The sequence below is a fragment of the Sphingomonas mali NBRC 15500 genome, assembly GCF_001598415.1.
Classification (GTDB): Bacteria; Pseudomonadota; Alphaproteobacteria; order Sphingomonadales; family Sphingomonadaceae; genus Sphingomonas; species Sphingomonas mali.
In genome coordinates, this window is sequence record NZ_BCYX01000002.1 from 38,698 (window position 1) to 52,316 (window position 13,619).

Annotated in this window: 8 protein-coding genes and 1 pseudogene; 2 read left to right on the forward strand and 7 right to left on the reverse strand. The window is 62.1% G+C overall.

Annotated elements, in window-relative coordinates:
• Positions 1 to 24 precede the first annotated feature (24 nt).
• From SMA01S_RS02330 to SMA01S_RS02345, 4 genes are read right to left on the reverse strand one after another with little or no spacing between them, the layout of a single operon-like run.
• On the reverse strand, positions 25 to 2,298 hold the full coding sequence (locus SMA01S_RS02330) for a DUF885 family protein (protein ID WP_066816909.1): 2,274 nt from the start codon (positions 2,296 to 2,298) through the stop codon (positions 25 to 27).
• A complete protein-coding gene (locus tag SMA01S_RS02335) occupies positions 2,298 to 3,671 on the reverse strand; it encodes an MFS transporter (protein WP_066816910.1) in 1,374 nt (457 codons plus the stop codon). The genes SMA01S_RS02330 and SMA01S_RS02335 overlap by 1 nt, the downstream gene beginning before the upstream one ends.
• 8 nt (positions 3,672 to 3,679) lie before the next feature.
• Positions 3,680 to 6,028 carry a S9 family peptidase gene (locus SMA01S_RS02340; RefSeq protein WP_066816913.1) on the reverse strand — a complete coding sequence of 783 codons (2,349 nt, stop codon included), beginning with the start codon at positions 6,026 to 6,028 and terminating at the stop codon, positions 3,680 to 3,682.
• Between the two features lie 14 nt (positions 6,029 to 6,042).
• On the reverse strand, positions 6,043 to 8,181 hold the full coding sequence (locus tag SMA01S_RS02345; RefSeq protein WP_084249988.1) for a TonB-dependent receptor: 2,139 nt from the start codon (positions 8,179 to 8,181) through the stop codon (positions 6,043 to 6,045).
• A gap of 116 nt (positions 8,182 to 8,297) precedes the next feature.
• On the opposite strand from SMA01S_RS02345, the gene SMA01S_RS02350 reads away from it, so the two are divergent.
• On the forward strand, positions 8,298 to 8,945 hold the full coding sequence (locus tag SMA01S_RS02350; protein WP_066816916.1) for a TetR/AcrR family transcriptional regulator: 648 nt from the start codon (positions 8,298 to 8,300) through the stop codon (positions 8,943 to 8,945).
• A gap of 358 nt (positions 8,946 to 9,303) precedes the next feature.
• Positions 9,304 to 10,245: pseudogene (locus tag SMA01S_RS24040) on the forward strand (IS630 family transposase).
• 269 nt (positions 10,246 to 10,514) lie between these two features.
• Here SMA01S_RS24040 and SMA01S_RS02365 read toward each other — a convergent pair.
• The 3 genes from SMA01S_RS02365 to SMA01S_RS02380 form a co-directional block, all read right to left on the reverse strand.
• Positions 10,515 to 11,522, reverse strand: coding sequence for an IS110 family RNA-guided transposase (locus SMA01S_RS02365; RefSeq protein WP_066816918.1), 1,008 nt, complete (start codon positions 11,520 to 11,522; stop codon positions 10,515 to 10,517).
• An 85-nt stretch (positions 11,523 to 11,607) separates the two neighbouring features.
• A protein-coding gene (locus tag SMA01S_RS24045) for an IS5 family transposase (protein ID WP_157093756.1) occupies positions 11,608 to 12,368 on the reverse strand; the annotation gives its coding sequence in 2 pieces (ribosomal slippage) (positions 11,608 to 12,035 and positions 12,035 to 12,368; 762 coding nt in all).
• Positions 12,369 to 12,872: 504 nt separating this feature from the next.
• A complete protein-coding gene (locus tag SMA01S_RS02380) occupies positions 12,873 to 13,535 on the reverse strand; it encodes an SOS response-associated peptidase family protein (protein WP_066816926.1) in 663 nt (220 codons plus the stop codon).
• Between the last annotated feature and the right edge of the window lie 84 nt (positions 13,536 to 13,619).

Genomic DNA, 13,619 nt, shown 5'->3' on the forward strand with positions numbered 1-13,619 from the left:
TCCTCGGCCTCTGTTCATCAAGTTTCAGTTACGCATGGTTTGCTGCACGCAAATCCATGCACGGGCGCGAATATCCAGTTCGGCGAGTGAGACGGGGCCGAGGCTCAGGACCATGTCGTGAAAAGCTCGGAGCGAGAAACTTTCTCTCAGCGCCGCCTCGGCGTCCACGCGCAAACCATGAATGACGCGTTCGCCGATCTTGTAGCTCAGTGCCTGGGCAGGCATGCCAATGTAGCGATCAACCTCGGATTCGCAGGTCGCGCGCGGCAGGAAACTGTTCTGTTCGAGATAGTCGATGGCCTGTTCCCGGCTCCACCCCAGCCAGTGGATGCCGGTATCCACCACGAGCCTGGATGCGCGCCACAGTTCGAAGCTGAGTAGGCCGAACTGATCTGCCGGTTCATCGTACAGCCCGAGATCGTACCCCAATCGTTCGCTATAAAGCGCCCAGCCTTCGACATAGCCGTTATAGTCCTGCCACGTGTAGCGGCGGAAGTCGGGAAGTTGCTCGAGTTCGTGGGCGATGCTGAACTGCATCAGATGACCAGGCCATGCCTCATGCAAGGTCAGCGCGGGGATCAGGTGTAGCGGCGCCTTTTCAGGCAGCGATGTGAGCCAGTAGATGCCCGGCATCGATCGATCAGCCCGGGCGGGTTGGGCCAACGCAGGCGGCAGCGATGCGGATGCCGCGACTGTCAGAGGCTCGACGCCATAGGTGATGCGCGGCATCCGTCCGAACAACCGCGGCAAAAGCGCATCGACGCGCTTTGCAAATGCGCGCGTGAAGGTGAGCAGCATTTCGGCATCGGGCGCGGTCTTCGCTTCAAGCTCGGCGGCCACCTCCGCCCGTTCGCCCGTCCGGCCCATCCTCGCCAATACCGTGTCGAGCTCGTGCTGGATACGAGCTACTTCCTCCAGACCAATGGCATGGATGGCATCGGGGTCGAGATCGGTGGAGGTCTGCTGGCGGACCTTGAAGCGATAATAGTCACGCCCGCCTGGCTGACTTGCCAGCCCAATCTCATCGCTCAGTTCAGCGTCCAGATTGGTCATGGCATCGCGAATTGCGCGTAATGCAGGTGCAATCGCATCCTCGACGATGGATGCCGCCCTCCTGCGTTGCGTGTCCAGCAGCGCCGCATCCGCGGCAGCAACAGCAGGCGCGAAGCGCGCCGCAATCACGGCGCCCAAGCCGCTGCTGTCGTTGAGATCGGCATCAAGCATGGCCACTAATTGGGGCAGCAGGACGCGGGGTAAGCGATAGCCGCGCCGGAAGCCTTCCCGCAGAGAGTCAAGATTCATTGTCAGGAAGGCGGGCACCGCTTCCATCCGCGCCAGGAAGTCATCGCGATCGTCGAGGGTATCGAGCGGTGTCTGCTGTGCCAGCATAGTCGGCAGGCTCGCGAACCCGAACGGAAAGAGCTGCCCGCGGTGATGTTCATCGTGATGGTAGGCTTCTACGATGGTTGCGAGTTGCTGTTTTAGCAGGGCGAGTGTCGTGCGTTCCTCTGTGTCCAGCGCAGTCGTATCGATTGCCCCGGCGCGGTCGCGCATACCGGCGCACAGCAGCGCGCGGCGATTAAAGTCAGCAGTCCTGACCCCATCCAATTTCCGATTCTCGCTGCGAATGCCCGCAGCGCTCGCCTCCGTCGGGAATTCGCGAACGCGGAACCGCCAGTAATCGGCGGCAAGATCGGCCAGCAACCCGGAAGACGTCGTGGCCTCCGGCGCTATGCGATGAATGACCGGCGGATCGATGGCGAACTGCCCCTTGAAATAGTCGACAGGGGCTTCTTTCCGCGTCGGCAGGGCGTGAATAGCGCGCGCCACGTCCATTCCCGCAACCACTCGCCCAAACGCGGCGAACCCGGCGCCGTCGCTTGTGCGTCCCCCGCCCTCATCGAGAGCGGGCTGCGCGCCAATGCAGATGAAGAAACCTTGCGCGCTTCCGAGTCCCCCATCCAGCCGGGGCAGCGAAATCGTGCCGTCCTCGTGGAACAGTCCGCTGGCGCTCGTGCTCTCATGTTCTACGTCCGCGTGAGGCGTCAGAGAGGTTGTCGCCCCCTGAATGACCTCGATCAACGGGGTGCCGCGATCATTGTCGCTGCGAACGATGCGGCCGAAGCTCCCTCCATCGTAGGACCCGGCGGCGATTTCAGACAGGAATGCCGCGACTGACTTGGGCGCACGATTGGGATAAAGTTCGACCAGCATATCGCCAAGATCAGTGACGATCCGCACGTGCAGCGAGCAAGCGGCATCGCCAGCGGCCGTCCGCCGCTCAATCATGTCAGCCATCAAATTGTCACTCGCTCTCTCTCAGCGACATGGTGGATCAGGCCGGCAAACGGCCGTTCCGCCAGGCGAAGCAGCACGATGCCGGCTGCCCAGGCAGGAACCGCAACGATGGTCATCGCGACCAGCAATTGACGCGGCTCGGCGCCCAACGCGCTCGAGACCCAACCCACCAGTGTTGGCGCGCTGCCGCCGACCAGGCCGGCCACGATCGCCCACACGGCAAAAAGTCTCGCGCGCAGGACCGCCGGGGCCATGTCCTGAAGCAAGGTGGGTACCATGCAACCAATGGCCGTACCCGTCAGCATGAGCGCGCCGAACAGCGCATAGACCTGCCACGTCGCGCCGACGAAAGGAAAGGCGAGGAGCAGAGGGGTCGACAGCAGCATCGCAATCCAGAAAAACCGGATCGTCGCCACGGGACCGAGGCAGACGATTAGCCGGCGAACGATCAGCGTCCCGGTGGCCACGCCACCGACCATGCCAACCGCGGTTGCCAACCCCATTGCTGTGCCATTTTGCGCCGGCGTCGCGCCGAAGAGCCGCGTGGCCGCAACCGGTAGCCAGACAAGATAGCCGCCAAATGCCACCATGTAGAGAGTGAGACCGCCAAAGACTGGTCCGATCGCCGACCGGTTTTGCCAGATGAACGACCAAAACTCCTCGGCTCCGCGGCCTTCGCCCGTCGCGGTTGCTGATGCGCTTTGCGCCGTGTCCAGCCGGGCGAAGGTCAGGAAGATGAGGAACAGGGGCGCGGGAAGCACGACCAGGAAGAAGGCCAGCCGCCAGGATTCGAACGCGCGGACCGCTGCGGGCAGATCGCTATGGACCGCGTCGAGCATTCCGATGGCGCCGCCTCCCAGCGCCAGCCCTGCCGAAATGCCGAGATAAGCGAAGAAGTACATCAGGCCGTTGGCCAGCAGCCGCTTGCGGCCTTTGAACAGTTCGGGAACGAATGACGCGAAGATCGGTCCGGCGCCGGCTTCACCTGCCGCGACGGCGATGGCGGCAATGAACAACTGCTCGAAATTCTGCGCGACGCCGCACGCGGCTGTGCCGAGCGACCAGGTCAAAATGCACAGGGCGAGAATGGAGCGCCGACCAAAGCGGTCGGCCGCCCAGGCGATGGGGTACACGGCGGCGACGGAGAAGATCGCGAAGGCGAGGCCTTGGATCATGCCCAGTTGACTGTCGCTCAGGCCAAGGCTGGCCGACATCGGTGCGGCGGCCAGGGTCAGCACCTGCCGATCGACGAATGCAAACAGCGTTACTGCCAGCGCGAACCACAAGGTGAACCAGCCACCCTTCAGCACATGATCTGGGCTGGGCTGCGCGGTATCAGCCTCGATTGCCGGTGCGGCAGTCGCCATGGTCATGCCCCGATTTACTTTGGCGCCGCGCGATTGGCGGTGAAGCGCTTCAGGATATGATCGTGCGGTCGATCAAACGCCTTCAACACCGGCGGTGTTTCGCCGAACAGATGCGAGACGAAATAGGCCCAGCGTCGACGCATGCCGTAGCCCAGCCAGTCGTGACCACCGCGCGGCAGGAGGACCAGATCGACATCCTTGTCCGCCTCGATCAGGCTCTGCACCAGTTGGAACAGGCCCGCCGGGTGGCAGCCGGCGTCCATCATGCCGTGGACCAACAGGAGCTTGCCCGTCAGCCCATCGGCATAGGTTTTTGCCGCCTGCGCCGCATAATGCTCAGCGTCATAGGCGCCGTGATAGCGTTCGCCCCAACTATGCCAGAACAGCGCCTGATCATAATTGCCGCCACCGGCGACCGCGACCTTGAAGAAGTCTCCGAAGCGCAGCGCAGCATGGGCTGTCATGTAGCCCCCACCGGAAAAGCCGGTGATGCCCACGCGATCGAGATCTATCTGGCCGTTGGCTTGGGCAAGCTGGCGAATCGCCGTGACATGATCCTCCAGGTTCGAAGCCGTATGCGCGGCGCGATAGGACGCCGTGCGGAACGCCTGTTCGCGATTGGCAGTGCCCCGCCCGTCGAGCACGAGAACGTAGGCACCCAGCGACGTAAGATGCACGGCTTCTTTATAGGTGCCTCCACCAATATCACCGCTCGCGAAGCTGGAATGCGGCACATTGTGAATCTGCGGCCCGCCGTAGATCAGGTCGATCAGTGGGTATCGCGCGTCGCTTTCATAACCGAGCGGCTTGAATAGCAAGCCATAGGTCTTCGTCGCGCCATCGGCGGCTAGGCACTCGACGGGCTCGGGATCGTGCCAGCCGTCCGGCAATTCGCCCTTCGCCGTTTCGAGCAGGAGGATCTCCCTGCCATCCCGGCCACGGAGCCACGTCCGGGGCAGGTCGGTGACGGAGCTGACCGTCTCGATGAAATAATCCCCGGTCGGCGAGAGGCCAGAAATCGCCTCGGCGTCCAAACCTTCCATGACCTTCATCATCGTGGCCATGGCACCTGGCCGCCAGACGGCATGATCGCCCGGCGCATCGGAGAGCATCCGCACTTCGCCATCGAGCGACGCGACGCAGGGCTTGGTGATATAGGGGTTTTCCGCCGACGCGATGCCGGCGGCGAGGAAGAATATCTCGCGCCTGTCGGCATCGATGCGCAGGACCTCGCGGACCTGCCAGTCACCCTCGGTGATGGCGCCGCGCAACGCGCCGGTCGCCAGATCGTAAAGATAAAGGTGGCCGCGCCCGCTACGTTCGGAGTACCACACCAACTCGTTGGTTGCCGGTAGCGGCGCGATCAGCGCCTTGGTATAGACGTTGACGCTGACCTCGACATAGCTGGCAGACTCTTCGCTAAAGACGATGCGCGTGGCCCCCGTGGCGACATCGAACGCGACGACGTGAGCCTTTTGTTCGCCGCGCTCGATGTCCACGAAATAGCCCGTGCGACTGTCCGCACTCCACCATGCCATCCCGGCCCCGAATACCGTGGCGTTCATGCGCACCGCACCGAGCCGGGGATAGCGGGCCTCAACCTGCCGCCCGGTCGCCACCTCGATCGCGATCATACGAAATTCGGTGACCTTGGGGTCTTCGGGCAGGCTGGTTCGGTTGGAATGGATCACCGGCCGCACGCCCGATGCCGGCGCATATTCCGCCAGAGAGAGAGGGAGCACATGCCGCTCGTCAGTCTGCAGGGTCAGAATCCAGCGGCCATCCGGTGACCATAATGCCTCGGGTAGCTCGGTTCCGCGGATCTGATTGAGCTGGCGCAGCGCCACGCCGGGCATGGCATAGGCATATTCAGGCGTGCCATCGGTGGTCAGCGCTCGCTCGTCTCCCGTAGCCAGATCGCGGAGCCGAAGATCGTCCCCCGCCATGAACAGCGCGGAGCCGCTATCGGGCGAAGGGAGCCAGTTCCGGTCGGCCGTCTTTTCGGTCTTGATCAGCGTTCGTGACGACCAATCATAGGCATAGGCTTCGCCGTAAGCGGAAAAGGACAGAACCGTAGTCGCCAGATCGAAGCGCGGGTTGCTGACGATCAGTTCCTTTGGGTCGATCGGCACGTCGAGCAGATCGGCGAGCGCCTTGGCGACCGTGCTACGGATCAGCGTCGCATGACGTTGACCCGTAGCGGCATCGACGATGGCATATTCGGTGCCGTCTTCGCCCGCCCTCTCATACCAGAAAACATTGTCGTCGATCCACACAGGGAAGATCGCACCATTGCTGACGGCTTCTCCCAGAAAAAGGCTCGATTGCGCCGCTTGGGCGCGTTGTTCCCAGCTCAATGCCATAACCGGAATTCCTATTAGTATTTTACGCTGAAGCTGGCGCCAATCGTGCGGGGCTGCTGCCGGGCTGGATACACCAGGGCCGCGAACGAGGGGTAAAGTACGCTGTCGCGGTTTAGGATGTTGCGCGCGAAAACCGACGCGCTCCAATTGTGCCGCGACGCACCAATTCGCGCGTTCAAGATACTTTGCGTATCGGAATAGGCCGGGACGGTCTGGAAGTTGCGGATGTAGACCTGGAACTTCTCCGAATATTGATAATCGAGCCGTACGAAGCTTGCAAGTGACCCCAGATCGAAGCGATATTCGGCCGATGCGGAACCGGTAAAGCGGGGCACATAATCAGCCCGGTCCCCGGCAAGATGCTCGGCCGAGTTGCTCCGATACGACATGTTGTTCCACCCGCCTGTCAGTGTGAGCGTCAAGGCCGGAATCGGCAAATAGGTCAGGCCGCTGTCGACACCCCAGCCCGACAGCTTGCCGCCATTGGTGGTGAAGTTGGTTGGCAGGCCGGGGATATTGGTGGTCGTCTGGACGTCGCCCCACTCGTTCCGGTAGCCCGCAATTTCCAACGAAAGCTTGCGGTCGTCGGTCTGGAACTTGCCGCCCAACTCGTAGCTCCACAAAGTGTCCGGCCCGAAGCTGGGCGGCACGACGCCGTGGCCACCACCTGCCGAGGTCTGGTTGAAGCCGCCGCTTCGAAAACCCTTGCCGACGTTCGCGTAGATGTTGACGCCGTCCCTGGGCTGCCACGACAAATTGAAGCGGGGGCTGAGCGCGTGAAACTTTCCGCTGGCTTGATCGACCGCAGCAAACCCGAAGACTGAGCTGGTGGTATCCTTGACCCGTTTATCCTCGAAGTAGCGCAGTCCGACGAGCGCCGTAAGCGTGGGCATGATCGCGTAACTTGCCTCACCGAATACGGCCCAGGACTTCGAATTTTCCGGAGCGGTCCCGCTTCCGCTAATCAGAAACCCGGGCGGCAGGACGGCGGGCGTCTGGACATCGCTGCTCTGAGCAAATGTCCGCGAGTTGCGATAGAAACCGCCAACCGTCCAGTTGAAGGGAGAGGTCCCATCGGACGACAAGCGCACTTCCTCGGCGAAAATGTCGGATGTCGTGTGGCCGTCAAGCGCAATCGACGAGACGGCTCCTGCGGGGACGCCAAACAAGGGCAGGAATGGCAGGAAGGTTGCAGTCAGATCGATGACCGAGGTGTCCTTGCGGTGCAACAAGCTCGTCGAGCTTAACAGGGTTACTCCGCCGAAGTCGTAGGTGACCAGAGCATTGGCCATGGTCACCTTGGAAGTATTAGGAGTAGCAACCTTATCGAAGACCTGCTGGTCTGCTGTGCTCAGGTTCTGGGCACCGATCTCCAACTCCTGATGCTGCACCGTGAAGCCGACCTTCAGGTTCTCGCCCAGCATCATCGCCAGCTTGCCGCGCAGAGTGAGGGCGTGGCCAGAGTTGATGTTTCGCTCGCCCAGTACCGGGTTGTCGATCCATCCGCCGAACCGCTGGTAGGAGCCGGCAAATCGTGCACCGAGCTGATCGGTGACGATCGGTACGTTTACGACCGCTTCACCCTTCCAGTCCGCTCCTCCGCTATCGACGCCGGCAACTTCGCCCCCGGCCGAGGCCGAGAAGCGGCCGAGATCGACGTCATTGGTAATATAGCGGATGGTGCCGCTGACCGAGCCCTGGCCGTATAGCGTACCCTGCGGACCGCGCAGCACCTCGACACGATTGATGTCCAGCAAGCGCACATCCTGGCCCGACTGGCCAATCTCAACGTTCAGCGGTATTTCGTCTTGATAGACCCCAAGCGTCGGCAAGCCGCTGTAGACCGAGACGCCGCGCATATTGACGCGCTGCTGGCCGGGCGCGAACTGCGTGATCGCGAGACCCGGGACCGAAAACTGCAGATCTTCGATGGCGTTCGCGCTGCGCTTGCTCAGTTCGTCGCCCGTCACCGCGGCGATCGAGATCGGCACGTCGATCAGTTTTTGATCCCGCTTCTGCGCGGTTACAATGATGTCGCCGCTTGCCTTGCCATCGTCTGCTGCAGCGTCCTGCGCCCGGGCGGACGTCGGGAGTCCGCCCGCAAGCAGACTGCAAACCGTAACACAAACCGCGTACCCTAGCCCCTTTTTCATACACCAGCTCCCCTATCGCGTGAATCAGAGCGTGCGCCCGCTTTTATTTTTTGGCAAGTGGTTTTAATGAATGACACCAGCGCTGCAGGGCGGTAGCCATTGGCCAGGGGAGTGCCATGCCGAAACGCGATGAAAATTATATGCGAAACCAGCGCGATGCGATCGCCAGCGCGGCGCTCGAGGTACTGATCGAAAAGGGCTACCACGAGACAACTTTGCGCGACATATGCCGAGCGGCGGGTGTATCGAACGGGGCGCTTTATTCCTATTTCCCGACACGCGAAGCGGTGGTCGTCGCGGCTTGCGCAATCGACCACGCTAAGCAGGCGAAAGCCGATTTGCCCGGCAGCTGGGAGGCTTATGCCAATTTGCCCGAGGCCCAGCACAGGGCGGTGGGCGCATACGGATCGAAACGATTCAGACTGTCGCTTCAGTTCGTTGCCGCCATCTCACAGATGGAGGACCCTCCCGAAGGCTTGCCGCTGATATTCGAAGTCTATCGTGATAATATACGGCGAGCCTTGCTCAGTTTTCACGCCCGCGGCCTAATAACTTTACCGTTGGGCATTGAGACGACCGCAGATCTGCACTGCCAACTTTTCGTCGGCGCCGAGTATCAACTGACAGCGAATCGCGAATATTCATCGGAGCGGGTTTGCGCAGCCTTGAAAGTTGGCTTGGCTCTATCGGCTGGGATGATCGAAGAACCGAACGCTGAGTGGAGCAGAAGTGAAGGCGAGGCTCGTCAAACCGTTGGAAGCTGACCCGCCATCGGTGCGGCTGTCGCTGCCAACTTTGCGTTGGCCGCTAGGAAATTTTGGTATGAGCCGTTCGGTGGTCTGGTTATCCCGCGTGCCTCGGTTAACTGGGTGGCGAACACCGTCTCGTCCAGAGCAACCCGCACGTTATTATAAGCCGCGAAAAACTCCCGAAGTGTTTCTTAAGCTCAACCAGAATGTTCGCGGATCATCGGTGATCTTGTAATTCTAACCCCGCGCGTTCTCGTGGTTGCTCGCCGCCGGTCCGCCTTAGAGCGGTTTGGGAGCGATCTGAATCGAAGGGAATTCCCATGTGGCGGGTTTTCTGATTCAGCATCCGTGCTGGCAAAGGGGGCCGGTATGGATGGGTCGAGCCTTATCACGTGATCTTCGCGATCGTGTCATTGCCGCGGTCGAAAGCGGCGTGTCGTGCGGGCGCCTGCCAGGAGGTTCGGGATCAGCGCGGCGAGCGCGATCCGGTGGCGGCAACTGGCGCTTGCTCACGGCACGCCGGCCGCCAAGCCGCAGGGTGACGACCGTCGGACGGCCAGGATCGAGGGACATGCGGACTTCATCCTCGATGCGATCAAGCAGGAGCCGGACCCGACGCTCGCCGAATTGCAGGCGATGCTGGCCGAGCGCGGCGTAAGCGTCAGCATCGCGCCGCTCTGACGGTTCGTCGATCGCCACGGGATCACGCGAAAAAACCGGCCACGCGACGGAGCAGGATCGCCCCGATGTCTTGAGGCAGCGCGAGGCATGGTTCGAGGGCCAGGTCGACCTTGACCCCGAGCGGCTGGTCTTCATCGACGAGACCTGGGCCTCGACCAACATGGCGCGGCGCCATGGCCGCTGTCCGCGCGGCGAGCGACTACGCGCCGGCATCCCCTTCGGGCACTGGAAGACCACGACCTTCGTCGCCGGCCTGCGCCGCATCGGCATGGTGGCACCCTGGGTACTCGACGGTCCGATGAATGCGGGCGCGTTCCTCACCTACGTCACCCGCCTCCTCGTGCCCGTACTCGATCGCGGCGATGTGGTCATCATGGACAATCTGTCGAGCCATAAGGCACCCGCCGTTCGCGCGGCCATCGAGAGCGTCGGCGCCACGCTGCTCTTCCTCCCGCCATACAACCCGGACTTCAACCCGATCGAGCAGGCCTTCTCCAAACTGAAAGCCCATCTGCGAAAAGCCGCCGAGCGCACCATCCACGGTCTGTGGAACGCCGTCGGCTGCATCCTCGATCTCTACTCCCCGCAGGAATGCACCAACTACTTCGCCGCCTGCGGATATGATGCAAAATGATCGAAAACCGCTCTAGGCTCAGGATCTGTAATTTGCAGTCGCTTGGCGGTTGTCCCTTGAGGGTCTCAAGGATCTGTCCGCACTCGCCGTCCTGGCGGTCGGTGGTGCTGTATCGGGTCTCACAAGGCCGGACGTTGCATTGACTCGAAGCGGGCTTGGCGGCCCATCTAGTCACCTTCGCAGATCATCCGTCCCTGCGTTCCCTCGCGGGACACCGTCATCGGGTCAGCTTGAGAGCATCACCGCTGGCGAACTGGTTTTACCGTATCTCAAGCCTCGAACAAAGTGCCATCGCGCAGCATGGCATGCATGATGACAGCGAGGCGGCGAGCGAGCGCGACCCTGGCCTTTCTCAGGCCACGCCGCTTCGCGATCTTGAGCGCCCAGGTCTTCAGCGCGAAGCTCTGCTTGGTGCGCGTCAGGATCGAGTTCGCCGCTTCGTAGAGCAGCTTGCGAACGGTGCTGTCCCCCTGCTTGGTGATCCGGCCGGTCCAGTCGAGCTCACCCGATTGATGCCGGCGCGGAACCAGCCCGAAGTAGGCGCCGGCCGTCCGCGATCGCTTGAACCGGCTGGCGTCGTCGACCGCGGCGGCGAACGCGGCCGAGGTCTGCACACCGACGCCGGGGATGCTCATCAATGCCTGGCAGACCGGCGAGGCGGTACTGATTGCTTTCAGCTGACGATCCAGCTGCCCGATCTCGACGACGAGGCGCTCACGGGCACGGAGCAGCGACGCGACCGCTTCGCCAAGACCAGGGACAGAGGCGGCTAGCCGCATCCGCGCGAGGAACCGTTCGCCCTGACCGACCCCGAGCCTGATCCCGAAGGTAGCGCAGAGACCACGGATGGTGTTGTCGAGCCGGACGCGCGCCTCGACCAGATGCCCGCGGGCGGTAATGACCGAGCGCACGCCGTGTGCCGCCGGCGACTTGACGTGCACTTCCTTGTAGAACCTCGTGCGCGCCAGCTGCGCTAAGCCAGCCGCGTCATGCGGATCGGTCTTGTTGGCCTTCATCGCCTTCAGGCTCTGGTGCGCCTGACGTGCGTCGATGCAGACGATCGCGACGCCCAGTTCACGCAGGCCCAGCGCAATCGATGGGGTCATCCGGCCCGTCTCGATCACCGCGCGTTCAATCGGTCCATATTGCTCCAGCGCCGCGGCAATCGCCTCAGGCGTGCTCTCGACGCATTGCGTCCCGATCTTGCGTCCATCGGCATCGACGACACACACGTGCGTCGTTTCCATCGACAGATCTAAACCTGCATACTGCTTCATGGCTGCTTCCTTCCTTCAGGCTTCGACAACCAGAAGGTGCGCCGCTCAGCCGGCCCAAGGAAGCAGCCACAAATTACACGATGACTCATTGATTGAGCCAGAAGATGACGGTGGCGGCGATGCAGATGGCGGACATGAAGGTGTGTGCGCAGCGATCGTAGCGGGTGTGGATACGGCGCCAGTCCTTTAGCCTGCCGAACATGTTCTCGACCTTGTGCCGCTGGCGGTAGAGCACGGGATCGTGGGGGATAGGCAGCTTGCGGTTGGCCTTTGAAGGAATGCAGGCTGCGATCTTGCGTGTCGCCAGGGCGGCGCGGAACCAGTCGGCGTCGTAGCCCTTGTCGCCGAGCAGGACTTTGGCCTTGGGGAAGGCATGGATCATGAGCGCGGCGCCCTTGTAGTCGCTCATCTGCCCTTCGCTCAGCAGCATGATGAGTGGCCGGCCCTTGGCGTCGCAGACCGCGTGGAGGTTTGAGTTCAGGCCGCCTTTGGTGCGTCCGATACGTCGGGGAACAGCCCCTTTTTGAGCAGACTGGCGGCCGTGCGGTGTGCCTTGAGGTGGGTCGCATCGATCATCAACTGATCAGGCTTGCCACCCTTTGCCGCCAGCGATGCGAAGATCTTGTTGAACACACCCAGCCGGCTCCAGCGGATGAAGCGGTTATAGATCGTCTTCGGCGGCCCATATTCTGCCGGCGCGTCTCGCCAGCGCAGACCGTTCCTGATCACGAAGATGATGCCGCTGATGATCCGACGATCGTCGACCCGCGGCACCCCGTGCGACAATGGAAAATACGGCTCGATCCGGCGCATCTGCGCCTCCGACAGCCAGATCAGGTCACTCATGCCAGCGCCTCCTCGCGCCGCCATTGAATCAACCGATCGACAATTACGCAAGCAATTTAATAGGTCCTGAGCCTAGGGTTAGTGGATGCCTGATAGAGCATCCACCGCCATGATCTTGCTCAGATATTGCCGACGCCTTTCCGCCCATGAGTGGTCACCGCACAACGGGTACCGCAACGGAAGACAAACAACTGCCCCGTGAAACCAGCCAGCGACCGCCAGCATAAGTCAGGCCCTCCCTCGGCGTTCGCTGCGGTAGCCACGAACCCTTGAAGGGGGATTTTGCGAATTCGGGAAAACAGCTTGACGGCCATGGCTCTTCCGTCGGCGTGACCGAAGCCTGTGAAGGTTGCCGTCTCTATGGGCGGGCGGACGTCACGTATGTCTGTGGCGAGGATCGGGGCTTCACGAACTGATTGGCGAAGCGATCCGTTTCGCCCTCGACCGATGGGTCGAAAATTGGGATGCGTTGCTGAACGTCCGCTATCAGCCGGTTGCCCGCCCCTAGAGCAAAAGCTTCTGCAAGTAAGCCGCGAATTCCGGCACCTCTCCGCTCCGCCAGCGATCGTCGGTGTGGATCACCTCGATGCGATCCGCCGCCATCGGGGGTCGAAACTGAAACTCGATCACCTCGGCGATCGAGCCATGCAGCCAGCGCTCGTATTCGCGGCGCGCCAACAAGACGGGCATGCGATCATTGTACGGCATCACCGCATCACTGGCCGCCATCGTCATGCCCGCGAATACCGGGCCGATGTCGGGCAGGTTGCGGCAGAACCCGGCCCAGGCGACGAGCGGCTCGTCCTTCACCGAAAACCATGAGCGGGTCTTGGCGCCCTGATCGCCGGCGGGATTGGCGAAATGAGTAAGCGGGATCAGGCAGCGATAGCGCGGCTCGACCACCAGCGTATCCCACATCGGATTGGTCAGGTCGGCGACCAAGCCGATGATGCCAGGATCGTCACCGCGGAGCGCTCCCTCGCGCGTGCGCCGTGGGAATCCCCATTGTGCGATTTTGAGCAGCCGCCGGCCGCCATTCTCGATGACGATCGGGCCTTCGAGGCCCTCGGTCATCTCGGCAGGCATCGAAGTGATCGGCGCGTCCTCGACGCCGAATTGCTCGGCGATCTGCTGCGATCCGATCTGGGCGACGAACAATCGGGCCATGTCCTTCTCCCTTTTCGCGACTCGGCTTGATCGCGATCTAGCACGAATCACTTGCCAGATGTTCCTTTTTTGTTCTAGCCTCCC

Excerpts from the sequence above, each read along its gene's own strand:
- SMA01S_RS02365 (WP_066816918.1), bottom strand. The coding sequence starts at position 11,522 with ATGAAGCAGTATGCAGGTTTAGATCTGTCGATGGAAACGACGCACGTG.
- SMA01S_RS02345 (WP_084249988.1), bottom strand. The coding sequence starts at position 8,181 with ATGAAAAAGGGGCTAGGGTACGCGGTTTGTGTTACGGTTTGCAGTCTG.
- SMA01S_RS02335 (WP_066816910.1), bottom strand. The coding sequence starts at position 3,671 with ATGACCATGGCGACTGCCGCACCGGCAATCGAGGCTGATACCGCGCAG.
- SMA01S_RS02330 (WP_066816909.1), bottom strand. The coding sequence starts at position 2,298 with ATGGCTGACATGATTGAGCGGCGGACGGCCGCTGGCGATGCCGCTTGC.
- SMA01S_RS02380 (WP_066816926.1), bottom strand. The coding sequence starts at position 13,535 with ATGGCCCGATTGTTCGTCGCCCAGATCGGATCGCAGCAGATCGCCGAG.
- SMA01S_RS02350 (WP_066816916.1), top strand. The coding sequence starts at position 8,298 with ATGCCGAAACGCGATGAAAATTATATGCGAAACCAGCGCGATGCGATC.
- SMA01S_RS02340 (WP_066816913.1), bottom strand. The coding sequence starts at position 6,028 with ATGGCATTGAGCTGGGAACAACGCGCCCAAGCGGCGCAATCGAGCCTT.